A 22740-nucleotide genomic window follows, 5' to 3' on the forward strand; every position below is an offset into this window, starting at 1 on the left:
CTTATAGGGTCAGCCCTGAGTCTGAGCAGCCGGGGCTAGGCAACAGGCGCATACAGGCATCGGCCACCGCCCGTGCAAAGGGCAAGCTATCCGTGGCTTGCGCCGCAATGATCTCATCCGTAGCCCCATGAACGCCCGAATAGATCAGCAAACCCACAATTCTGGGGTTTGCAGGTGCCCACAGGCCTGCGTCCATACCACTTTCAATAATGGCCAGCAGCTGATCCAGAATCGCGTTTTTGGCCTGGTTACTGCGGTCATGATGGTGATGGTTGATATAGACCACGTCGTGAACCTTATAGGTCTCCACATAGACTGTGATGCTGGTACAAATCCAGGCACGCAGCTTCTGGGCCCAATCATCCGCCGGGCAAGCGTCTACTGCTTGTTCCAGACGCTCCAGAAAGTAGTCGGTATAGCGTTTGGCCAAGGCATCCAGCATTTCATTCTTGGATGCAAAGTAGTGGTAGAAAGTGCCTTTGCCAACCTGGGCCCGCGCCACGATGTCATTGATGGTGGTGGCCTCAAAACCCTGCTCAAGAAACAGTGTCTGGGCCGCATTCATCAACTCGTCAAGACGCACCTGCGCCGGTTTGGTGCGGGGGGGCTTCGTATCGGCAGTCTTCAAGGTCATGGTTTGGATTCTCAACGACGTAAAAAAGGGGCTGCTCGCCCCTTTTGTTTCTGAGTAGTTTAACTGGCTGGCGGTTTAGGAGCCTTGATGCGCAATTTACGCCACATCATAAAGACCATGATCAGCAAGAAGATTGCATGGACCAACCACAGACCAACCTCAAAGCCCAACTGCTCATTGCGTATCCAGCCACGCGACAGGTTGATCAGGTTCATATACAACAGTCCGACCAGACCCGCCACCAGAATATTGCCCGACCGACCCATACGCGGGTTCACCGCCCCCAAGGGGATTGCCAGCAAAGCTAAATTCAATGCCGCCAACGGCAAGGCCAAACGCCACATGATCTGCGAGCGTGACTCGGGATTGTCATCACTGAATAACAACGTGGTTTGACGAGCCTTGATCTGCTGCTCGGCACGGGCACGGATGGTTTCTGCAGTGTTGCCCGCGTCACGGCTTTCCAGACGCATGCCATAGCTTTCAAAGTCCACCATGCGGAACTCGGCCTGACCGGGCTTCAAGTCATAGCGATGGCCTTCGCTCAAGACCAGAAAACGATCGCCATTGGGCTGCTCTTCCATGCGGGCGCTTTGCGCTGTCACAATGCTGAGCCACTGCGGGTCGATCACACGGGCAATCACATTGCCCAGCTCGTCTCCTTCTTTTTCCGGGGAATCCGCGTAAAACACACGGGCGCCGTCATCGGACTCAATAAACTGCCCGGCAGTGACTTTGCTCAGGTCCGAACGCTGCTCAAAACGCTGGCGGTATTCGGCAATCTGACGATAAGCCCAGGGCGAAGCCTGCAAGGTCAGTACGGCAATCAAGATCGCAACCGGCACCGCGCATTGCAAAACGGGGGTGATCCAGTTTTTCAAGGACAGGCCGCTAGCGAACCAGACCACCATTTCGGACTCTCTGAAACTGCGTGTCACCGTCGTGAGCACGGCAATGAACAGGGAAACAGCCAGAATAATCGGCAAGGCGGTAATACTGGAAAAGGCGGCCAGACCCAGCACCACGTCAGGGCCAATCGTGCCATTGGCCGCTTCGCCTAACAAACGCACCAGAAGTACACTAAGCCACACAATCAGCAAAGTGGACAGTACAACGCCACTGTGACTTAAGATTTCGGATACCGCAGAGCGTTTAAATAGAGACATATGAGAATTTGCGAGATAATCGCAGGTACGATTTGCGACACACTGAGGATAGTTGAATGGAATTTAGCACACAGACATCCGCTTCTTTGCACCAAATTAAGACGGCCGCACTAGGCGTTGGCGTCTTTGCCGAGGGCATTCTAAGCCCTGCAGCGGAACTTATCGACCGCGCCAGCAACGGAGCGGTGAGCGCTGCTGTCAAAGCCGAGTTTAAAGGCAAGCCCAATACCCACCTGGTGCTGCGCAATCTGCCTGGCGTTAAAGCCGAACGCGTTATTTTAGTCGGCTTAGGCGCTCAAGAGGAATACAAAGCAGCAACTCATACGCAAGCCCAGGCCTGCCTGGCTTCTTACTGCCTGAAAGCAGACCTGAAAGAAGCCGTTTCGGCCCTGGCCAGCATCGATTGCAAAGGCACCACCTTGCGCAGCCGTGCCCAGGATGCAGCCGTCGCAGTATGCCGCGCCAGCTACCGCTACACGGCAACACTGAGCAAACCGGAACCCGCCCCCCAGCTAAGCCAGTTCCTGCTGTGGACGGCCCGTACCCAAGCCAGCGAAGCCAAGGCCGGTCTGGAACAAGGTCAGGCTATTGGTAACGGTGTGAACCTGACCCGACTGCTGGCTGACCTGCCCGGCAATATCTGCACCCCCACTTATCTGGGCAAAACGGCCAAACAGTTGGCCAAGGAGTTCAAGACGCTGAAAGCCGAAGTGCTGGAGCGCAAGCAGATTGAAGCCTTGAAAATGGGCTCGTTCCTGTCCGTTGCCAAAGGCTCGGATGAACCCCCTGCATTCATCGTGTTGCGCCACACCCCCAACACCAAGACCAAACACGAAGACGGCCCTATCGTTCTGGTGGGTAAGGGTCTGACATTCGACTCGGGCGGTATCTCCATCAAGCCAGCCGGCAATATGGACGAGATGAAGTACGACATGGGCGGTGCTGCCAGCGTTCTGGGCACCATGCGTGCCATTGCCGAGCTGAACATCGACCGCGAAGTGATTGCCGTGGTGGCTTCGTGCGAGAACATGCCTAGCGGCCGCGCCAACAAACCAGGCGACGTCGTGACCAGCATGTCAGGCCAGACCATCGAAATCCTGAACACGGACGCCGAAGGCCGTCTGGTCCTGTGCGATGCCCTGACCTACGTCGAACGATTCAAACCCGCCGCCGTCATCGACATGGCTACTCTGACCGGCGCGTGCGTCGTCGCGCTGGGCCACGTCAACACGGGCCTGTTCTCCACCGACGACGACCTGGCCGACGAGCTGATGCAAGCGGGCAAGCAAACGGGCGACACGGCATGGCGCATGCCCATGGACGATGCCTACCAGGAGCAACTGCGCTCGAACTTCGCCGACATGGCCAATATCGGTGGCCCACCCGCCGGTTCGGTCACCGCCGCCTGCTTCCTGTCCCGCTTCACCAAAGCGTACCGCTGGGCTCACCTGGACATCGCTGGCACCGCCTGGCGCAGTGGCAAGGACAAGGGCGCCACCGGCCGTCCCGTACCTTTGCTGGTTCAGTACTTGCTTAATCAGTGTCGCTAAGCATGAGTCGCGTCGATTTTGCTTTCGGCGCACCAGATCGCTTGCGTACGGCCTGCGAGGTCGTACGCAAGCATTACGAAGCGGGCCGTCAGGTGGTGGTGTATCTGTCCGATGCCCGCCAACTTGCTCGCTTCGATCGGCTGCTCTGGGGGTTTGAATCCACGGCCTTTGTGCCACATGTGGGTGTAGAAGACCCTTTGGCAGCCACCACCCCGGTTTTGTTGACCAGCGCCGCCCCCGTGCCCACTGATGAACAAAGCTGGCTCTTGAATCTGGATGCCCAATGCCCGCCCGGTTTTGAACAATTTGCGCGTATTTTGGAAATCGTGTCCGAACGGGAAGCTGACCGTACCCAGGCCCGCGAACGCTGGCGTGTATACCAGACACAGGGATGCCAGGTACATGCCCACAAACTGAGGGCTTGAATAATAAAGAAGATTCTTGATTATTCAGGTAATTGTCAGTTATCCTTGACCACTGATCTCTCTGTATTCTAAGGACTCATCATGAGCGAATTTCGTCAATCAAGCTTGCCTGAGCATAACGGCACCCTGGGCACCCAGTCGCTGATTGCTCGCAATCGCGTCCTGCGCAACACCTACTGGCTGCTGGCCTTGTCCATGATTCCCACCGTGTTGGGAGCCTTGCTGGGTCTGTCGTCGGGTATTAACCGGGTAATGGGCGCCAGCCCAGGCCTGAGCGCTATTGTTTTCCTGGTCGGTGCCTTTGGCCTGATGTTCTTGGTCGAAAAGAACAAGAACAACTCAATGGGTGTTGTCCTGCTGATGGCCTTCACCTTCTTCATGGGCATCATGCTGTCGCGTCTGCTGGGCTTTGTCCTGGGCATGGGTAATGGCGCACAACTGATCATGCTGGCCTTTGGCGGTACCGCCGCAGTCTTTGGCACCATGGCAACCATTGCCAGCACCACCAAACGTGATTTCTCCGGTATGCAGAAGTTCCTGTTTGTCGGTGCCGTCATTTTGCTGGTTGCGGCTCTGGCCAATATCTTCCTGCAACTGCCTGCGCTGATGCTGACCATCTCCGTGATGGCTATCGGTATCTTCTCGGCTTTCTTGCTGGTTGATCTGCAGCGCGTCATCAACGGTGGCGAAACCAATTACGTATCGGCCACCCTGGCAATCTACCTGGACGTCTACAATATTTTCAGCAACTTGCTGATGCTCTTGGGCATACTGGGCGGTAACCGCGAATAAGATCGCGAACCCGCCTCCCCCAAGCCCCCTTTCCGAAGGGGGCTTTTTTATTGCCGGCTGATTCAAACGCCTTAGCTTGAAAACCCACGTATCCCCCCTCATCTGCGTGATCTTGCCCTAAGCGTGAAGTGATACCCTCAGACCTGATTAACGTTCCGACGAATCATCCTGATGAAGCGCCCTGTTTTTCGTGTCCTGGATCAGACGCGCGGGTATAGTAAACCTTGTAAAAAATTTCCCCTCTGGAGAACACTGGTGGCAGTCTTTGAAACTCAACACATCGTCGACAATCTGCGCGGGGCCCGCGAAGAATGGCGACAGGCGCATCAACGCTTGAACGAGCTTGAAGGCCAGGAATTTCCATCCGTCCAGGCATTGATTCAAGTCACCGAGCAGCTCAAAGGCATTTTGTTCCCAATGCGTCTGGGTAGCCCGGAACTGCGCCGTGAGTATGAAGACCACTTTGTCGGCCACCACTTGGGCCAAGCTCTCAACACCCTGCTGCAACAAGCTCGGATCGAACTACAACGCGCTGCTCTGCTGCGCGGCGACCAACATGACCGTCAGACCATTGAGGAACAGGCTCACAAAGCCATTCAGGCCTTTGCTGACAAACTGCCAGACTTGCGCCGCACCCTGGACCTGGATGTAGTCGCTGCCTATCAAGGCGACCCGGCTGCCCGCAACGTCGATGAAGTGCTTTTGTGCTATCCCGGCCTGCTGGCCATGATTCACCACCGCATCGCCCATACCCTGACCAATTTGGGTCTACCGCTGACCGCCCGCATTATTGCCGAACTGGCCCATAGCCAGACCGGTATTGATATTCACCCCGGCGCACAAATTGATCACTCCTGCTTCATCGACCACGGCACTGGCGTTGTCATTGGCGAGACGGCCATTATCGGCAAACGGGTTCGGATTTATCAAGCCGTCACCCTGGGTGCCAAACGCTTTAGCAAGGACGAGAAAGGTTTGCTGCTCAAGGGCCAGGCCCGTCACCCGATTGTGGAAGACGATGTCGTCATTTACGCTGGCGCCACGATACTGGGTCGCGTCACACTGGGAGCAGGCTCCACGATTGGCGGGAATGTCTGGATTACGGAAGACGTGCCGGCTGGTTGTTCGGTCACCCAGGCAAATCTGTTGCGCAATCAACCTGACTGTCCCGAGACACTGCGCTAAGCGGCATATTTGGGCCACGCAGGACAAGCTCCGGTGCCTCCCGGACGATCTCTCCAAGAAGATTTTCATAGTCAAAAAAACGACTCCCGATATGCCCCCCCTTTGAAAACCGGATAACAATCCGAGTTTTTCGGGGGTTATGACAGGAGTCGTTTTTTTTAAGAGTCCGCCACACTCAAGAGAAACCCTCAAAACGTCTTGTTCGACGCAGACAACCTTGGGGTACTAGGCAGACAGGATTCACGCCTTGAGAGGCGGTACAGGCGGTCCGGGCCGCCACATCTTGATAAGCCCTTCCAAAGCCATCAAGGCGATGGCAATCCAGATCGGAATATAAGTCCACCACTGATTCACGCTCATGGGTTCGTCCAGCAGCAAATACGCCACCCAGAACAAGAGCACCGGCTCCACATAGCCCAGGATGCCAAACAAAGCCAAAGGCAGTTGACGGCTGGCAGACAGATAGCTGACCAGCGCAACCGAGCTGATCAGGCCCAGAACCGGGACCTGCCAAAGCAAGCGCGGCTCATTGCCAAACAGGCCCCACATCTGCGTGTCTTGGACAAAAAGCAACCAGCAGGCGGGCAAAAACAAGAAACTGAGGTCAAACCACAGCGAAGCCAGCGAACCCAGGCGCAGGTAACGGCGCAACATGAAATAAGGCGGATAGCCCAGGACCACCACTGCTGTTGCCCAGGACACACTCCCTACGCGGAACAGCTCATGCAGCACGCCTAAGCCCGCCAGCACAACTGCAATCCACTGGATAGTACTCAATCTATCTTTGTAGATCACCCGTCCTACCAGCACCATCACCAACGGCAGCAGGAAGTAGCCCAAGGACACATCCAGCGCCATCTGGTGCAAAGGTGCCCAGACAAAAATCCAAAGCTGCACCCCGACCAATACAGCCGCCAGCAAGAGCAGCGCAAAATAGCGCCAATTACCGGGCCAATGCCGTAGAACCCAACGCACTTCCCGCCAGCGCCGTGCACGGGTAATCACCAACGCCAACGCAGGCAGACCCAGCACAATACGCCAGGCAAAAATCTGCTCACCACTGAGCGGATGCAGCACGGTGGCGTAATAGTACAAGCAAGCGAACAATGCTGAGGCTAGAACCGACAGCAAAACACCTTGCTTCATGAGTGTGCCTCGTCCATTTTCTGACGCCGCAAATAAGCCTGTCCCACACTGAACAAACGATCACGCTTTAACAAAGTATGCGTATCCAGTGCCTGCGCTTCGGGCGTCAGCATCAAAGCGGGCAAACCATCCAGCAAACGCTGCATCAAGTCCGGATGCGCGGCCATATGCAAAGCTAACAACTGATCCGGCTCCCACAGGCTGATCCCCAGGCGTCGCAGCTCGGAGCGATTAAAGTCTTTCAGATTCCGGGTCAGGATACCGACTGGCTGATCAGGATAACGCTGCTGCGCCAGACGGGCAGTGGCGATCACATGCCAGTCCTTGACATCGGAATAGCGCAAATTCTTCTTGAACTCGCTACTGTCGCCTAAATCGGCTTCAGGGTAACGCTGTTGCAGCTCTTCCCACTGCTCCTCGATGGAGAGGGGCATAACTTTCCACAGGCGGCCCGCATTACGACGCCACTCATCACCAATGACGGGACTCCAGACAGGTTTGAACAGTTGCTCATCGGCCAGGGCCAGGAGCAAGCGACGCAGAACGTTGGAGATCAGGACGCAGGTATCCAGAACCAGCACGGAAGGAAGGGAGACGGCCATATCAATAGCGTTGCAACTGCATAAGAACGGATCGGGTATGCAAGGGGCGGCCCAGCAGACTGTTCAAGCGTTCACGCAAGCGTATGCGCAACTCCGGCTCACCGACTGGATCGTTGAAATCAGGGGTGGCCTCATCAAAGCCATAACCTGTTTCGGTCAGCAGCACCCACTCAAAACGCCGCAAGGCCCCCGCCACAGGCGGACGAGGAATCTGTGCCAAATGCACCAGGGCTTCTTCGTAAGCATCGAACAAAACGGGGTGCGGGTCCTCACGCGGCAACAAACGAATCAATAATTCATTCATGTACCAGGCCGACATCAGGGCGCGGCCTTTCAAAGGGCGAATCCCGGCGCAATCCGCCCGCGTCAGTGTCTTGACTTCATTCTTGCCCGACCAGGCCAGCAATAAAGGCTGAAACACAGACAAAGCAGGCCGCAAAATAGAATGCGGCCTTTTGGCGCCTTTAGCGACCATCGGCACCAGCCCGTGGTTACGCGTAAAGGCATGACAGATCAGAGACGTTTCACGCCAGGCACTGGTGTGCAGTATGTAGCCCGCTTCGTCCTGATAGCGATGACGGGGATTACTCATACCCCAGGTCGCGCAGGACCGCTTCACGATCAGACCAGCCCTTACGCACCTTGATGTACACATCCAGGAACACAGGCTTGTCGATCAGCTTGGCAATATCTTGGCGAGCCTCAGTCGCAATGCGCTTCATGTGCATGCCACCAGTACCCAACAGAATCGGACGATGGCTTTCGCGTTCCACCACCACGCAGGCGGAAATACGGGCACCCTGCTCGTTTTCGTCCCACTGCTCGATGACCACGGTACAACCGTAAGGCAGTTCATCACCTACCAGACGGAAGATCTTCTCGCGCAGCAGCTCCGAGGTAATGAAGCGCACCGAGCGGTCGGTAATGGTATCCGCGTCGAACATGGCCTCGCCTTCAGGCAAACGGGAGGCGATCTCGTCCAGCAAGGGGTCCAGTTGCAGGCGCTTGGCCGCGCTGACCGGAATCACGGCACCGTATTCGAATTCCTGCGACAGGCGGGCGATATAGGGCAGCAAGTCATTCTTGCTCTTGAGCGCATCAACCTTGTTGATGACCAGAATGGTCTTGCCGCCTTTAGGCAGCATGGGCAGCAGCTCGGCATCCGAAGCGGACCACTTGCCAGCCTCGACCACGTGCACCACCACGTCCACATCGGCCAGCGCCTGGGTAACAACACGATTCATCATGCGGTTCATGGCCCCGCCGTGCTTGGTCTGAAAGCCGGGGGTGTCCACAAATACCATTTGATCGTGGTCACGCGTCAACACGCTGTTGATGCGGTGGCGTGTAGTCTGCGCCTTGCGCGACACAATCGAAATCTTGCTGCCGATCAAAGCATTGGCCAGCGTGGACTTGCCGACGTTCGGTCGTCCGACAATAGCCACGAAGCCGCAGCGAAAAGGGGTCTGTGTCATTCTGCTTCCTGCGACACTGCCACAGGCAGTGTCAATTGTGAGGGGCGACGATGGCGACTGGCGCGCGTCGTCTTGGCTGGAAATTCAGCTTGTAAAATAGCAATGGCCTGCGTTGCGGCGGCTTGTTCAGCCGCACGACGGCTGCTGCCACTGGCACGGACATGGATGTTGAGCTTGGCGATCGTGCATTCGATATCGAAAAGCTGATCGTGGGCTGCGCCATGCGTGGCCACCACGGTATACAGCGGCAAATCCAGCTTGCGACCTTGCAGCAGCTCCTGCAGCAAGGTTTTGGGATCTTTCCCCAAGGTTTTGGGGTCCACATCAACCAGCATGGGTTCATACAGCTGAGTGATGACGGTTTGGGCCTGTGTGAAACCCGCGTCTAGAAAAACAGCGCCAAAAATCGCTTCCAGCGCATCCGCCAAAATGGAAGGACGGCGGAAACCACCGCTTTTCAGCTCCCCTTCTCCCAGACGCAAATAATCCGACAAACCCAGACGGGTTGCAATTTCAGCCAGCGCAGCCTGTTTGACCAGATTCGCTCGCAGGCGCGACAAATCGCCCTCATCAATGCGCTGAAAGCGGTCAAACAACAAGGCCGCAACCGTGAAGTTCAGAATCGAATCGCCCAGGAACTCCAGCCGCTCGTTATGACGAGCGCTGTGGCTACGATGGGTCAAGGCCTGCTCCAGCAGGCCGATGTCTTTAAAGGAGTAGCCGATAGCGGCTTCAAGCAAAGCAAGACGTTTCATTAATGGAAGCGACCTATACGGCTAAGTTCGCGGAAATTCATCCAGATAAAGAAGGCGCGTCCCACAATATTCTCATCGGGCACAAAGCCCCAATAACGACTGTCCAGACTATTGTCGCGATTGTCTCCCATGACAAAGTAGTTGCCATCAGGCACCACACACGAAATGCCATTGGAAAAATATTCACAAGAATCACGATGGGGGAAGGCCACGATGGGCATCAAACCCTGAGGCGCAGTTTTGTTCAGCAAGATGTTGTGCTGCACCTTGCCCAGCTCTTCCAGATAACGCCCAATGTAAGCGGAGCGATCCGGTTCGTAGTAATCACCACTGCGCACTTGGGTAATGACCTGACCGTTTACGGACAACACCTTGTCGCGATACTCCACACGGTCACCGGGCACGCCGACCACGCGCTTGATGTAGTCCACGGACGTATCCACGGGGTAACGAAACACAATCACATCGCCACGCTCGGGATGCCCCAAAGGAACAACCTTGGTGCCACTAACAGGCAGACGAATACCGTACTCGTATTTGTTCACCAAAATCAGGTCGCCATTTTTCAGCGTCGGCAACATCGAGCCCGACGGAATGCGAAATGGCTCGATAATGAACGAGCGCAAGACGAATACAAACAAAATGACTGGGAAAAAGCTGACGCCATATTCAATCCACCAGGGCATACGGTTGGCCTGGTCATACGCATCCTGGCGCAGCTGCTGCAAATGCTCAGGGTCTTGAGCTGCCGTTTCCGGTATTGCTTGCATCGCGGCCCGCGCACGCGCCAGACGGCGGGAACGCAGGAAGAATCGATCCAAACACCAGATTACGCCGGTCAGTATTAGCAGTACAAACAAAATCAGAGCGAAATCCCAGCTCATCGGTTTCCTTTAAAGAAATTAAGGCAGTCCTGGCTGTGGTCGGCTTGGGGTGCCGACTACAGCATTACTTATCTTCGACCTGCAAAATTGCCAAAAAGGCTTCCTGCGGAATTTCGACGTTCCCAACTTGCTTCATCCGCTTCTTACCCGCTTTTTGCTTCTCAAGCAGTTTCTTCTTGCGAGAGATATCACCGCCGTAACACTTGGCCAGCACGTTTTTACGCAATGCCTTGACGTTCTCGCGAGAAATAACTTCGGCACCAATGGCGGCCTGAATAGCAATATCAAACATCTGGCGCGGGATCAAGGAGCGCATCTTGGCGACCACTTCGCGTCCACGGTAACGGGCATTGCTACGGTGCACAATCATGGACAAGGCATCGACGCGGTCGCCGTTAATCAGGATATCCACCTTGACCACATCGGCCGAACGGTATTCCTTGAACTCGTAGTCCATGGAAGCGTAGCCACGCGATACGGACTTGAGTCGGTCAAAGAAGTCCAGCACGATCTCAGCCAGGGGCATTTCATAGACTAGATTCACCTGACGGCCATGATAGGTCATATTTAACTGCAAACCGCGCTTGGCTGTACACAGGGTCATGACCGGGCCCACGTATTCCTGTGGCATTAGCAGCGAAACCACAACAATAGGCTCGCGCACGTCTTCGATATGGGACACCTCCGGCATGCGGGAGGGGCTCTCAATCATCAGGACTTCGCCATCACGGCGCTCGACCTCGTACACCACCGACGGCGCGGTAGTGATGATATCCATATCAAATTCACGCTCCAGACGCTCCTGGACGATTTCCATGTGAAGCAGGCCCAGAAAGCCGCAACGGAAACCAAAACCCAGCGCCTGAGACACTTCGGGCTCAAACATCAGGGAGGAATCGTTCAGCTTGAGCTTTTCCAGGGAATCGCGCAGCTGGTCGTACTCACTGCTTTCCACCGGGTACAAGCCGGCAAACACCTGAGGTTTCACTTCTTTAAAGCCAGGCAGCGCCTTGTCCGCAGGTTTGCCAGCCAGGGTGATGGTATCGCCCACCTTGGCGTGTTCCAGCTCTTTAATACCGGCAATGATGAAACCCACCTCGCCAGCAGACAAATGAGGACGGTTTTCCGATTTAGGAGTGAACACACCGATGTGCTCGACCAGGTGCGTGGCGCGGGTGGCCATCAACAGGATTTTTTCCTTGGGCTTGAGCATACCGTTAACGATGCGCACCAACATGACCACGCCCACGTAGTTGTCAAACCAGGAGTCAATGATCAAGGCCTGCAAGGGCGCTGCCGGATCGCCCACAGGTGCAGGCACACGGGCGACGATGGTCTCAAGGATTTCGTCGATCCCCTGACCCGTTTTTGCACTGGCCGCAATCGCATCGCTGGCATCAATACCGATAACGTCTTCCACTTCCTGGCGTGCCGAATCCGGATCAGCCGAAGGCAAATCCATTTTATTGAGCACGGGAATCACTTCGACGCCCTGGTCCAACGCGGTGTAGCAGTTAGCCACCGTCTGCGCTTCCACACCTTGGGAAGCATCCACGACCAGCAAGGCACCTTCACAGGCCGACAAAGAACGGCTGACCTCGTAGGAGAAGTCAACGTGGCCGGGAGTGTCGATCAAGTTCAGGTTGTATACCTTGCCATCCTGAGCCTTGTAGTGCAAAGCGGCGGTCTGGGCCTTAATCGTAATGCCACGCTCTTTCTCGATGTCCATCGAATCCAGAACCTGGGTCGACATCTCGCGGTCGGCCAGGCCACCACAGCGTTGGATCAGGCGGTCAGCCAAGGTCGATTTGCCATGATCGATGTGGGCAATAATAGAGAAATTGCGGATGTGGTCCATAAACCCGTTAATAAACAAAGAAAATGTTGAGGCGCAATGCCAGAGAAACGGCACAAGAAAGGGGCGCCCATGACGCCCCTTTTCAGTCCACGCGCCGAAAACGCAAGACCCGTCCTGTCAGACGGGCGCACGTGGAACCATAATCTATTCGGGGCAAAATGCCCCCGCAAATAGTGGCGAAAAAACTCCGGCCCCTGGCCGGAGTTCATCAATGGCTATCATTTTAGCCGTTTTACAGAATTTTTATTTCGATGGCGTAATCAAAACCCATTGCGACTGGCCTGCACGCAAAACCAGCAAGGCCGCAGGTTTGGATTTATCCAAAGATGCAACCATTTTAGCGTATTGATCCGGTGTCCCTACGTCTTTATCGTTGACGCGCAAAATAAGATCACCGGGCTGCAAACCGGCCTCGCTGGCAGGAGCGGTCGCATCCACGACCTGAACAGCACTCTCGACACCTAAACGCTTCAAATCAGCATCAGAGACAGCAGTCACTTTCAGACCAAAGGCGTCCGTACTGCTGGCGGTTGGTGCGTCTTTCTGATCCTTGCCGGCGACAACCGGGCTGCTGGAAGGCATTTCCTCGACATCGATCTTGACTGTCTGCACCTTGCCCTTACGCCATATTTCCAACGTGGAGCTTTGACCTGGTTTGGTACCACCCACAATACGGGGCAGATCCGTCATTTGATCAATGGTGCGACCATTGAACTTCAAGATCACGTCACCGGACTGAATACCGGCTCTGGCAGCAGGACCACCCTCTTCCACGCTGCTGACCAAGGCACCCTTGCTGTCTTTCAGGCCCAGCGCTGTTGCCACATCATCGGCCACCGGGGTGATCTGCACGCCGATACGACCACGAGTCACCTTGCCGTCGGATTTGAGCTGCTCAACCACATTCATGGCTTCATCGATGGGAATGGCCAGGGAAATACCCATAAAACCACCACTGCGCGAAATGATCTGGGAGTTCACGCCCACCACTTCACCATTCAAGTTGATCAAGGGGCCGCCGGAGTTACCGGGGTTTACAGCCACGTCAGTCTGAATGAAAGGCAGGTAATCGCCCGTTTCGCGGTTGATGGCGCTGACAATCCCGGAGGTCACCGTGGACTCCAGACCGAACGGCGAACCAATCGCCAGAACCCACTGCCCTTTCTTGAGCTGCTTGGAGTCCCCAATAACCATAGGCTTGAGGTCTTTGGCTTCGATCTTGATCAAAGCCACATCGGTGCGTTCGTCCGTACCGATGATCTTGGCTGGATATTCCTTACCATTGCTCAGCGTGACGAAAATGCCGTTGGAGTCCGCCACCACATGATTATTAGTCAGGATGTAGCCATCGGCCGAGATGATAAAGCCCGAGCCCACGCCACGCGGCACGGTGCGCTCCTGGGGCTGCTGCCCATTATTGCCCCCATGGGGCCGTTGGGGAGCCATGCCTGGCGGCATGAAATCAGGCCCAAAAAACCAGCGGAACATGTCGTAGGGGTCCGAACCGGGGCCCATGGCAGGTGAGCGTACCCGCACCGCCTCTGTGGTGCGAATATTGACCACCCCATCTTCGGTCTTGGCAACAACTCCCGTAAAATCAGGCAGGCCCAATGTCGTGCTTTGGACCTGCTCGCTTGTCGTGACAGGCTGGGCCTGCGCGTAGACCATAGGCGCACCCGTTGCCAGTACCACGGCAGCCGTCAAGGCCGAGAGAACAGGAATACGCATTTTATGACTCGATTTTTCCATTCAAATACTCCTGGTGGACGATAGTCAATGTGTCCGGGATGGTGGGGTGAACTGTGTGCCTTCAAGCAAAGCGCGCAGAGTCTGTACAGGGACAGCCCCCGTACTGGTTAAAACATAATCGTTGATGCGACTGCGGTACATATTCATGGAGCCACGGTGAAAGGCACCCAAGCTATTTTCTTCTGCTTCGGGAGTCCCTACCTTTTCCAGAAACACGGAAATAGCGGCCAGACCGTCAGACATCATCAGATGGGTTACCTGACGACCAGCCCGCATGGGCCGAAGCATTTCGGAGCGCAAGGTAAAACCGGCCGGCATAGCCAAATGCCACCCCAATTCGCTTATATCAATTTTCTGCACTTCGGGCTCAACCACGTCCCACTTGCTGGGGTTCCAGTTGGTGCGCAATTGCTGCAAATCCACCTGCTCTCCAAAAGCGACCGAGGCAAAAGCGATCTGATCCACTACCGCTTGTTGTGGGTCCAAAGTCTGCATTTTCAACAGCAAATGGTGATCGGTATCGGCACACACACGGTAGCCATAACGCTGATCATCCTTGGGGACCAACTCGATCAGATCGCAAGGACGGCCCGCCACGCGCTCGCGCGAAGGCAAACGGCGCATATCGTAGAATTTTGGCAATTGACTGACATCACCGACCAGAAAACTGGGAAAGCGCTCGTTTTCACGCCGCTCGATCACCACCATTTTCTTTTCGGGAATCAGGCATTGGGTCACTTCGTTCTGACGCAGAAACTCACGCGGTTCACCATCCAGAATTTCCAGACGCTCGCGCTCGCCAGTACCATCAATAATGTGAACCAACTTCATGGACTGGCTGGCCTGATCCTGCGTGTAAATAATGACCCCGGAGTAATCCAGATCGCGCGCCGCTTTGTGAACTTTCTGTAACCAAGGCAGATCCAGAGGCTCCAGCCCGTCAGCCCCCTGAGCCAGCACCGGTGTACACAACACCACCAGCGAAAAGGCAAGCAAACCCTTATAGAGACGCGCCAAACCCATCTGCGATGGCATACGTACAGACCTCATTGACCCAGGGCTCCACTTTCAAAGGACACATGGCGTACTGGGCCGGTACCAACAAAATCGCGATGCAAATCCGCGTAATCATTCCAGAGCTGATCGTCCTGGGCGCTGGCCACCAAAGTGCCAGGCACTGAAGTCACGCCCATGTAAGGTAATCCCACCCACAAGGCTGCCGCCACCGCTGCCACCACAGCCAAGCCGCTGACACCGTAGCGCTGCACCAAAGGACGTTTCATGGCGCTTGGAGCAAGCACAGTAGGCTCTTCGTCGATCGCTTTGGACAGACGTGCGTAAAAACGGTCCGAAGTACGGATAGCCAGTGCGTCGGTACGCATGACGTCACCAATCAAATGATAGGTATCCCAGACTTGACGCCCATAAGGGGAGTCCAGTTCCTCGGGCCGTATTTCAGCCTCACCATCCACCCAGGAAGACACGGCGGCCTCCCAGGCATTCAGTTGATCTTCATCGGAATGGGATTTCAGGGCTTGCATCATCAATCCTTACCACCGTCGTTCACTATCTTCACCATCAAGTATGGGACGCAACTGCGCAGCAATGGCGTCGCGGGCTCGAAAGATGCGTGAGCGTACAGTTCCTATAGGGCAGTCCATGGTCTGAGCAATATCTTCGTAGCTCATACCTTCTATTTCACGTAGCACGATAGCTGTCCGCAACTCTTCGGGCAGCGCCTGGATTGCTGTATTCACTGTTTCAGCAATCTGGCGGCTGACCATCATGGATTCTGGCGTGCTTATATCGCTTAGGTTGTCGATTCGGTCAAAAGTTTCACCTTCTTCGGTTTCGACGTTCTGCAAAGTGTTGGGACGTCGTGCGGCCGAGGCCTGCCAATTACGGGCCGTGTTGATCGCAATACGGTACAGCCAAGTGTAAAAAGCACTCTCACCCCGAAACTGAGGTAGAGCTCGGTACGCTTTGATGAAGGTTTCCTGAGCCACGTCTTCAACTTCAGACGGGTCACGTACCATACGGCTGAGCAGACGCATGATTTTGCGCTGGTACTTCAGTACCAGCAGGTCAAAGGCTCGCTTATCCCCACGCTGAACACGTGCAACTAGTTCGGCATCGGTATCGCGTTCACTCATTAAGAATCCTTATTCTGAGCACGGACCTGATGGGACAGCCGGTTAGCACATAGACACAAGGCCCACCAGGCCTGCGACGGCTGAGTACGGCGCCATACAGTAATCGTACGGCAGGCCCTACCGGCGCAATCAAAACGCAAGCGCAAAGTCATGAACCAAGCACACCGCCAGATCTGCTCTATTTGCACGGACGCCTTTGCTGTGCCCTCGTACTGCAAGAAGTATAGCCCTGCCCGATGCGCTAGTGTAGCGCGCCCACCCCACACCCGACGACTGCGAGCATACAAAAAATTAGCCCACAAAGCACCTACGAACAGACAAACAGCCCAGGGCCATTGCCAGCTGTACATCGCCCAGGCCAAGCCTGACGCAAGCAATACATAAACAACAACGCCCAGTCGGCGCACCGGGGCCGGAGCTCCGATCGACCAGGACTGGGCGTCAAGAGTGGGACGGTCTAACTTAGCGAAGACGACGAACCACCATCGAACCGTTAGTGCCGCCAAACCCAAAAGAGTTGGACAAGGCCACGTCAATCTTCATATCACGCGCTTGGTTAGCGCAGTAATCCAGGTCACAAGCAGGATCCTGATTGAAAATATTGATCGTTGGAGGCGAGATCTGGTTATACACCGCCAAGGTGGTGAACACCGCTTCAATACCACCGGCAGCACCCAGCAGGTGACCCGTCATGGACTTGGTGGAATTGACCACCAGCTTGTAAGCGTGATCGCCAAAAGCCAGTTTCAATGCTTCGGACTCGTTCACATCGCCCAGCGGCGTGGAAGTACCGTGTGCGTTGACGTACTGAACCTCGTCGGCGTTGATACCACCATTGCGCAAGGCATTCATCACGCCACGACGCGGACCGTCACGGTCTGGCGAGGTGATGTGGTGAGCATCCGAGCTCATGCCGTAGCCGGCGAACTCGCCGTAAATGCGGGCGCCACGTTTCTTGGCGTGTTCGTACTCTTCCAGCACCAGCACACCAGCACCCTCGCCCAGCACAAAGCCGTCGCGGTCCATATCCCAGGGACGCGATGCCGTTTCCGGGTCGTCGTTACGGGTGGACAGTGCACGCATGGCCGCAAAACCGCCAATGCCCAGCGGGGACACAGTGGATTCGGCGCCACCCGCAATCATCACATCAGCGTCGCCATACTCGATCAGACGAGCAGCATCACCAATGGAGTGCAGACCGGTTGTACATGCCGACACAACCGCGTAGCTAGGACCTTTCAGGCCCAGACCGATGGACAACTGGCCGGACACCAGGTTGACCAGAGAACCAGGCACAAAGAACGGGGAAATCCGACGTGGCCCCCGTTCCAGATATTCTTTTTGGGTTTCTTCAATACGGGGCAAACCACCAATCCCCGAACCTACAATAACGCCAACACGCTCAGCATTGATGCTGTTGATGTCCAAGCCGCAATCCTTCCAGGCTTGCATACCTGCTACCACGCCGTAATGGATAAAGGTATCCATCTGCTTGGCTTCTTTGACTGAAATGTAGGGTGCTAATTCAAAACCTTTGACCTCACCCGCTATCTGGGCTGTTAGGGCCGAAGGATCGAAACGGGTAATACGCCCGATGCCCGAACGCCCATTGACGATGTTATCCCACGCGGTAGGAATATCGTTGCCGACCGGGGAAACAATACCCAGCCCGGTAATCACGACACGTCGTTTCACGGATGACTCCTAAACACAAAAAAAGCGGTTTAAAGGGAATAACTGCGTCTTGCAAGCTAAAGCCGCCGGGCACAAGCTACTCTCTGGAAACCGCTCTGGAGCGAGGGCGTGCACATGCCGCCCACCCTCTTAATTGAACTTACTGCTTGCTGTGAGAATTGATGTAGTCCACAGCTTGCTGGACCGTCGTGATTTTCTCAGCTTCTTCGTCTGGTATTTCGGTTTCGAATTCGTCTTCGAGCGCCATCACGAGCTCGACCATGTCGAGCGAGTCGGCACCGAGGTCGTCGAGAAAAGAAGATTCGTTTTTGATCTCGGCTTCGTTAACGCCAAGTTGTTCAGCGACGATCTTCTTGACGCGCTGTTCGATGCTTTCCATGCAGATTCTCCAAGTTGGGAAAAATTCCCGCAAATTATAGCCAATCCATACTACTAAGAGGGATAAGCTATGACAAAAAACGGCGTTCTTGTATGAGGCCTAACGTTATTCGTACAACGCCGGCTCAAGCAATAGGCCCCAAATAATCCCGCAATTTTACCTCAGCCGGGCGCGATGCCAAGCCTTACATATGCATACCACCATTCACATGGATGGTGCTGCCCGTAATATATTGCGCTTGCGACCCGGCCAGAAAGGCTACCGCGTTGGCGATATCCTCAGCAGCACCCAGTCGTCCCAGAGGGATTTGCGACAAGATTGCCGCCGACTGCTCAGGGGTCAAAGAGCGTGTCATGTCCGTATCGATAAAACCCGGAGCGACACAATTAACTGTAATGTTACGGCTACCGAGCTCGCGCGCCAAGGCGCGGCTCATGCCGGCCACACCGGCTTTGGCAGCGGCGTAGTTGGCTTGGCCAGGGTTACCACTCTCGCCCACCACCGAGGTGATGCTAATGATGCGGCCCCAGCGGGCTTTCATCATGGGGCGAATAACGGCACGCGACAGGCGGAATACGGCACTCAGATTAGTCTGGATAACTGCATCCCAATCTTCATCTTTCAAGCGCATGGCCAGGTTGTCACGCGTAATACCGGCATTATTGACCAGGATATGCGGACCGCCATCTTCTTTGCTCAAGGCAGAAATCAGCGCTTCGCAAGCAGCCGGGTCGTCCACATTCAATACATGGCCGTAGCTGCCATTCTGGTCCAGTACAGCAGAAATCGCCTGCGCGCCGGACTCAGACGTGGCAGTACCAATAACCTTGGCGCCACGTGCCATCAATTCTTTAGCAATCGCCTGACCGATACCGCGCGATGCGCCAGTTACCAGGGCAGTCTTGCCGCTTAGATCCAATTCTTGCATTTATGCTCCCTCCAGGGCTTCCAAAGTGGCCTGCAAGGATGCAGGGTCGCTGATCGACAAGGCAATCAGATCACGGTCAATACGCTTGACCAGACCGGTCAGCACTTTGCCTGGACCACACTCGACTACATGGGTAACACCTTGGGCCTTCATGGCCTGGATGGTTTCCACCCAGCGTACAGGATGCCAAGCCTGACGAACCAGCGCGTCTTTAATCTGCTCAGGGTCGGTAGGTGCAGCTACGTCCACGTTATTGATAACAGAGACCGTGGGAGCCTTCACATCCACCGACGCCAGCGCCTGAGCCAGCACGGTGGCAGCCGGTTCCAGCAGGCTGGAGTGGAACGGGGCCGACACGGGCAGCACCAAGGCACGCTTGGCACCGGCCTCTTTGGCCAGAGCACATGCACGATCTACCGCTTCTACATTCCCGGCAATCACAACCTGAGCAGGCGCATTGTAGTTAACAGCCTGAACAATCTGCTGCCCCTCGGAGGCTCGCGCACATACATCGCGCACCTGATCATCATCCAGACCCAACACGGCAGCCATGGTACCCGCACCGACGGGCACAGCAGCCTGCATGGCATCGGCACGAATGCGAACCAGCGGGACAGCCTGTTCCAGGCTCAACGCACCGGCAGCAGTCAGGGCCGAGTATTCACCCAGGCTATGGCCGGCCATCACGGCAGGAACGGGGCCTCCGGCCTGAATCCAGGCCTGGTACATGGCCACGGCGCTCGCCAGCATGACAGGTTGAGTATTGGTAGTCAGATTCAAAGCCTCAGCAGGCCCTTGTGCCATCAACTGGGCCAGGTCCTGACCCAGCGCCTGGCTGGCTTGTGCAATGGCTTGCTGTACGACAGCGGACTCGGCCCAGGCATCGAGCATGCCCACGGACTGCGAGCCTTGTCCTGGAAAGACAAACGCAATTTTCATGGTAGAAAAACTCAAAGAGATGAGGCGGTAATCCGAATCGCGCTACTTAGCAGCGGACCAGCACCGAACCCCAGGTAAAGCCGCCACCCACGCCTTGCAACAGCGCCAGATCACCGGTACGGATACGACCATCCCGGCGAGCAGCATTCAGGGCCAAAGGTACACTGGCTGCCGAGGTATTGGCATGTTGATCAACCGTGATAACCACCTTCTCGGAGGGGATACCCAGCTTACGACCTAGAAAATTGATGATGCGAACGTTGGCCTGGTGCGGAACCAGCCAATTGATGTCAGACAAGGAAACACCAGCCTGTTCGCAGACTTGATTGGCCGAAGCGGCCAGTGAAGTGACAGCCAGTTTGAACACAGCCTGACCGTCCATACGCAGGAAGGGATCACCCACAACCTGACCGTGCGAGACATTGCCTGCCGCGCACAAAATACCCATTTGGCTGCCATCCGCATTGAGCTGGGCGGCCAAAATACCGGGTTCATCACTGGCTTGCAGAACCACAGCGCCCGCACCGTCGCCGAACAGGACGCAGGTAGAGCGGTCGTTCCAATCCAGGATGCTGGAGAACACTTCAGCACCGATAACCAGCGCATTGCGCGCACGGCCTGCCTTGATCATGGCGTCGGCGGTCGTCAGTGCATAGACAAAGCCGCTGCACACCGCTTGTACGTCGTACGCGGCCGCGCCCTTGTTGCCCAACTCGGCTTGCACCAGGCACGCCGTGCTGGGGAAAACGTAATCGGGAGTGGAAGTAGCCACCACAATCAGGTCCAGATCCTGGGCAGCAATGCCCGCATCTTCCAGCGCCTGACGCGCGGCGTGTGTTGCCAAATGACTGGTACGAACACCGGGATCAGCAAGATGACGCTGGTGAATACCGGTACGCTCGACAATCCATTGATCGGAGGTTTCGATACCCTTTTGAGCCAGCTCAAGCGCTAGATCATCGTTAGACACAATCCGAGGAGGCAGATAGCCACCTGTACCGATAATCTTGGCAAATATCGTCATTTTATGTTCCCGATCAAGCCCGTTCTTATGAGGACGAGGGCTCTGAAGTATGGCGTGTATCTGGTTCGCCGCTTTGCTGTTCATGCAAGCTCACACTTTGCATGATGCGTTCGACTGCCTGGCTGGTACCGCTGAGCAGACCATTGAGCACCGCACCGCGGGCTCGTTGCAAAGCATAACCGAAAGCGTAGGCATCGGCAGAACCATGACTCTTGATAACAATACCGCGTAAACCCAAAAGGGCTGCACCGTTATGACGGCGATTATCCACCCTGTCGCGGAAACGATTCAAGACAGGACGAGCCAGCAAAGCGGACACTTTGCTTAAAGGGTCACGGGTAAATTCGTCGCGCAGCATACTGCCGACCATCTTGGCCAGACCTTCAATGGACTTGAGGACCACATTGCCCACGAAACCGTCACACACGACCACGTTGACAGTACCTTTACAGATATCGTCACCTTCTACGTTGCCGTAAAAATTCAGTCCGCTAGAGCGTAACAATTCAGCCGCCTTTTTGACGACCTCGTTGCCTTTGATGACCTCTTCCCCAATGTTGAGCAAGCCCACAGTGGGACGCTCATGGCGATCCACGATACTGGCCAGAGCAGATCCCATAATGGCGAACTGCAAGAGGTGTTCTGCAGAGCAATCCACATTGGCACCCAGGTCCAGCATGATCGTGGCCCCGCCCTTTTGGTTCGGGATGGACGTAGCAATGGCTGGGCGATCAATCCCATCCAAAGTTTTGAGTACGTAGCGCGAAATTGCCATCCAGGCGCCGGTATTACCCGCAGAAATGCAGGCATCAGCTATCCCGTCCTTGACAGACTGGGCAGCCACTCGCATGGAGGAATCTTTTTTGCGGCGCAGGGCCACCTCGACCGAATCGGCCATGGTGACAACTTCGGATGCGGGAAGAATGTCGTACCAGGAGGTATCGACATTACCTTGCGCACGCAATGTTTGCTCGATGGCCTGAGGCTCGCCAACCAATAAGCAGTGCACATCCGGATAGCGCTTGGCAAAAAGCAGCGCTGCAGGGACAGTGACGGATAAACCGATATCGCCGCCCATGCAATCGATGGCAATACGTATTTTTTTGTTAGACATCAAGCATGCAACCTATGTTGCTTGCAACGACAAAGAGACTATTACTCGTCGTTCTTTGTCTTCAGCACTTTACGGCCACGATAGATGCCGTTGGGGCTGATGTGGTGACGCAGGTGCAATTCGCCAGTCGTAGGCTCGATAGCCGTCGAAGGACCAGTAAGCGCGTCGTGCGAACGACGCATGTTACGCCGGGACGGGCTCTTTTTATTCTGCTGAACAGCCATGATGACTCCTGTAGATGGACAACCCCGAATAAATGGGTGCAGCCCGAAAAATTAACGAATTAG

At 55.5% G+C, this 22740-nt stretch carries 24 protein-coding genes; 4 read left to right on the top strand and 20 right to left on the bottom strand.

The window, feature by feature from the left end; genetic code table 11:
* Position 1 precedes the first annotated feature (1 nt).
* Together OKX01_RS12605 and lptF are read right to left on the bottom strand one after the other, a co-directional pair.
* Complete coding sequence (locus tag OKX01_RS12605; protein ID WP_264671812.1) at positions 2-634, bottom strand: TetR/AcrR family transcriptional regulator; 633 nt, start codon at positions 632-634, stop codon at positions 2-4.
* 59 nt (positions 635-693) lie between these two features.
* Complete coding sequence (lptF, locus tag OKX01_RS12610) at positions 694-1800, bottom strand: LPS export ABC transporter permease LptF (protein WP_264671813.1); 1107 nt, start codon at positions 1798-1800, stop codon at positions 694-696.
* A gap of 56 nt (positions 1801-1856) precedes the next feature.
* On the opposite strand from lptF, the gene OKX01_RS12615 reads away from it, so the two are divergent.
* The 4 genes from OKX01_RS12615 (at position 1857) to epsC (ending at position 5752) form a co-directional block, all read left to right on the top strand.
* Positions 1857-3350, top strand: coding sequence for a leucyl aminopeptidase (locus tag OKX01_RS12615; protein WP_108727746.1), 1494 nt, complete (start codon positions 1857-1859; stop codon positions 3348-3350).
* A gap of 2 nt (positions 3351-3352) precedes the next feature.
* Positions 3353-3775: a DNA polymerase III subunit chi gene (locus OKX01_RS12620; protein WP_094197294.1), complete on the top strand. Its 423-nt coding sequence runs from the start codon at positions 3353-3355 to the stop codon at positions 3773-3775.
* A gap of 81 nt (positions 3776-3856) precedes the next feature.
* Positions 3857-4567, top strand: coding sequence for a Bax inhibitor-1/YccA family protein (locus OKX01_RS12625; protein ID WP_094197295.1), 711 nt, complete (start codon positions 3857-3859; stop codon positions 4565-4567).
* 255 nt (positions 4568-4822) lie between these two features.
* Complete coding sequence (gene epsC, locus OKX01_RS12630) at positions 4823-5752, top strand: serine O-acetyltransferase EpsC (protein WP_108727747.1); 930 nt, start codon at positions 4823-4825, stop codon at positions 5750-5752.
* A 240-nt stretch (positions 5753-5992) separates the two neighbouring features.
* Here epsC and rarD read toward each other — a convergent pair whose 3' ends face one another.
* From rarD to rpmF, 18 genes are all read right to left on the bottom strand, one after another.
* On the bottom strand, positions 5993-6898 hold the full coding sequence (rarD, locus tag OKX01_RS12635) for an EamA family transporter RarD (RefSeq protein WP_094197297.1): 906 nt from the start codon (positions 6896-6898) through the stop codon (positions 5993-5995).
* Positions 6895-7500, bottom strand: coding sequence for a PIN domain-containing protein (locus tag OKX01_RS12640; protein WP_264671814.1), 606 nt, complete (start codon positions 7498-7500; stop codon positions 6895-6897). The genes rarD and OKX01_RS12640 overlap by 4 nt, the downstream gene beginning before the upstream one ends.
* A 1-nt stretch (position 7501) precedes the next feature.
* A complete protein-coding gene (recO, locus tag OKX01_RS12645; protein ID WP_094197299.1) occupies positions 7502-8092 on the bottom strand; it encodes a DNA repair protein RecO in 591 nt (196 codons plus the stop codon).
* Complete coding sequence (gene era, locus OKX01_RS12650) at positions 8085-8975, bottom strand: GTPase Era (protein ID WP_264671815.1); 891 nt, start codon at positions 8973-8975, stop codon at positions 8085-8087. The genes recO and era overlap by 8 nt, the downstream gene beginning before the upstream one ends.
* Positions 8972-9730: a ribonuclease III gene (gene rnc, locus OKX01_RS12655; protein ID WP_264671816.1), complete on the bottom strand. Its 759-nt coding sequence runs from the start codon at positions 9728-9730 to the stop codon at positions 8972-8974. The genes era and rnc overlap by 4 nt, the downstream gene beginning before the upstream one ends.
* Complete coding sequence (gene lepB / locus OKX01_RS12660) at positions 9730-10614, bottom strand: signal peptidase I (protein ID WP_094197302.1); 885 nt, start codon at positions 10612-10614, stop codon at positions 9730-9732. Before lepB ends, rnc begins: the two co-directional genes overlap by 1 nt.
* Before the next feature lie 64 nt (positions 10615-10678).
* The gene (gene lepA / locus OKX01_RS12665; protein WP_094197303.1) at positions 10679-12472 is read right to left on the bottom strand and encodes a translation elongation factor 4; all 1794 of its coding nucleotides are present in this window, start codon (positions 12470-12472) and stop codon (positions 10679-10681) included.
* Between the two features lie 243 nt (positions 12473-12715).
* Positions 12716-14221, bottom strand: a complete 1506-nt coding sequence (locus OKX01_RS12670; RefSeq protein WP_094197304.1) for a DegQ family serine endoprotease — start codon at positions 14219-14221, stop codon at positions 12716-12718.
* Positions 14222-14245: 24 nt separating this feature from the next.
* Positions 14246-15271: a MucB/RseB C-terminal domain-containing protein gene (locus OKX01_RS12675; protein WP_230017701.1), complete on the bottom strand. Its 1026-nt coding sequence runs from the start codon at positions 15269-15271 to the stop codon at positions 14246-14248.
* Positions 15268-15765 (bottom strand): sigma-E factor negative regulatory protein, encoded by a 498-nt coding sequence (locus OKX01_RS12680; protein WP_094197306.1) that lies wholly within the window; start codon positions 15763-15765, stop codon positions 15268-15270. The genes OKX01_RS12675 and OKX01_RS12680 overlap by 4 nt, the downstream gene beginning before the upstream one ends.
* A 6-nt stretch (positions 15766-15771) precedes the next feature.
* A complete protein-coding gene (gene rpoE, locus OKX01_RS12685; protein WP_009456579.1) occupies positions 15772-16374 on the bottom strand; it encodes an RNA polymerase sigma factor RpoE in 603 nt (200 codons plus the stop codon).
* A gap of 462 nt (positions 16375-16836) precedes the next feature.
* A complete protein-coding gene (fabF, locus tag OKX01_RS12690; protein WP_094197308.1) occupies positions 16837-18069 on the bottom strand; it encodes a beta-ketoacyl-ACP synthase II in 1233 nt (410 codons plus the stop codon).
* Between the two features lie 139 nt (positions 18070-18208).
* Positions 18209-18448 (bottom strand): acyl carrier protein, encoded by a 240-nt coding sequence (gene acpP / locus OKX01_RS12695; RefSeq protein ID WP_003800961.1) that lies wholly within the window; start codon positions 18446-18448, stop codon positions 18209-18211.
* 184 nt (positions 18449-18632) lie between these two features.
* Positions 18633-19376 (bottom strand): 3-oxoacyl-ACP reductase FabG, encoded by a 744-nt coding sequence (gene fabG / locus OKX01_RS12700; protein WP_042482415.1) that lies wholly within the window; start codon positions 19374-19376, stop codon positions 18633-18635.
* Complete coding sequence (gene fabD / locus OKX01_RS12705; protein WP_121739263.1) at positions 19377-20315, bottom strand: ACP S-malonyltransferase; 939 nt, start codon at positions 20313-20315, stop codon at positions 19377-19379.
* A gap of 46 nt (positions 20316-20361) precedes the next feature.
* Entirely contained in the window at positions 20362-21339 is a 978-nt protein-coding gene (locus tag OKX01_RS12710; RefSeq protein ID WP_094197310.1) for a beta-ketoacyl-ACP synthase III, read from the bottom strand.
* Positions 21340-21364: 25 nt separating this feature from the next.
* Positions 21365-22453, bottom strand: a complete 1089-nt coding sequence (plsX, locus tag OKX01_RS12715; protein WP_094197311.1) for a phosphate acyltransferase PlsX — start codon at positions 22451-22453, stop codon at positions 21365-21367.
* Between the two features lie 41 nt (positions 22454-22494).
* Positions 22495-22677, bottom strand: coding sequence for a 50S ribosomal protein L32 (gene rpmF, locus OKX01_RS12720; RefSeq protein WP_003800968.1), 183 nt, complete (start codon positions 22675-22677; stop codon positions 22495-22497).
* Positions 22678-22740 lie beyond the last annotated feature (63 nt).

The sequence above is a fragment of the Alcaligenes sp. SMD-FA genome, from assembly GCF_025960365.1.
Taxonomy (GTDB): domain Bacteria; phylum Pseudomonadota; class Gammaproteobacteria; order Burkholderiales; family Burkholderiaceae_B; genus Alcaligenes; species Alcaligenes aquatilis.

Coding starts and splice junctions, on each gene's coding strand:
- OKX01_RS12605 (WP_264671812.1), bottom strand. CDS start 634: ATGACCTTGAAGACTGCCGATACGAAGCCCCCCCGCACCAAACCGGCG.
- lptF (WP_264671813.1), bottom strand. CDS start 1,800: ATGTCTCTATTTAAACGCTCTGCGGTATCCGAAATCTTAAGTCACAGT.
- OKX01_RS12615 (WP_108727746.1), top strand. CDS start 1,857: ATGGAATTTAGCACACAGACATCCGCTTCTTTGCACCAAATTAAGACG.
- OKX01_RS12620 (WP_094197294.1), top strand. CDS start 3,353: ATGAGTCGCGTCGATTTTGCTTTCGGCGCACCAGATCGCTTGCGTACG.
- OKX01_RS12625 (WP_094197295.1), top strand. CDS start 3,857: ATGAGCGAATTTCGTCAATCAAGCTTGCCTGAGCATAACGGCACCCTG.
- rarD (WP_094197297.1), bottom strand. CDS start 6,898: ATGAAGCAAGGTGTTTTGCTGTCGGTTCTAGCCTCAGCATTGTTCGCT.
- OKX01_RS12640 (WP_264671814.1), bottom strand. CDS start 7,500: ATGGCCGTCTCCCTTCCTTCCGTGCTGGTTCTGGATACCTGCGTCCTG.
- recO (WP_094197299.1), bottom strand. CDS start 8,092: ATGAGTAATCCCCGTCATCGCTATCAGGACGAAGCGGGCTACATACTG.
- era (WP_264671815.1), bottom strand. CDS start 8,975: ATGACACAGACCCCTTTTCGCTGCGGCTTCGTGGCTATTGTCGGACGA.
- rnc (WP_264671816.1), bottom strand. CDS start 9,730: ATGAAACGTCTTGCTTTGCTTGAAGCCGCTATCGGCTACTCCTTTAAA.
- lepB (WP_094197302.1), bottom strand. CDS start 10,614: ATGAGCTGGGATTTCGCTCTGATTTTGTTTGTACTGCTAATACTGACC.
- lepA (WP_094197303.1), bottom strand. CDS start 12,472: ATGGACCACATCCGCAATTTCTCTATTATTGCCCACATCGATCATGGC.
- OKX01_RS12670 (WP_094197304.1), bottom strand. CDS start 14,221: ATGGAAAAATCGAGTCATAAAATGCGTATTCCTGTTCTCTCGGCCTTG.
- OKX01_RS12675 (WP_230017701.1), bottom strand. CDS start 15,271: ATGAGGTCTGTACGTATGCCATCGCAGATGGGTTTGGCGCGTCTCTAT.
- OKX01_RS12680 (WP_094197306.1), bottom strand. CDS start 15,765: ATGATGCAAGCCCTGAAATCCCATTCCGATGAAGATCAACTGAATGCC.
- rpoE (WP_009456579.1), bottom strand. CDS start 16,374: ATGAGTGAACGCGATACCGATGCCGAACTAGTTGCACGTGTTCAGCGT.
- acpP (WP_003800961.1), bottom strand. CDS start 18,448: ATGGAAAGCATCGAACAGCGCGTCAAGAAGATCGTCGCTGAACAACTT.
- fabG (WP_042482415.1), bottom strand. CDS start 19,376: ATGCAAGAATTGGATCTAAGCGGCAAGACTGCCCTGGTAACTGGCGCA.
- fabD (WP_121739263.1), bottom strand. CDS start 20,315: ATGAAAATTGCGTTTGTCTTTCCAGGACAAGGCTCGCAGTCCGTGGGC.
- OKX01_RS12710 (WP_094197310.1), bottom strand. CDS start 21,339: ATGACGATATTTGCCAAGATTATCGGTACAGGTGGCTATCTGCCTCCT.
- plsX (WP_094197311.1), bottom strand. CDS start 22,453: ATGTCTAACAAAAAAATACGTATTGCCATCGATTGCATGGGCGGCGAT.
- rpmF (WP_003800968.1), bottom strand. CDS start 22,677: ATGGCTGTTCAGCAGAATAAAAAGAGCCCGTCCCGGCGTAACATGCGT.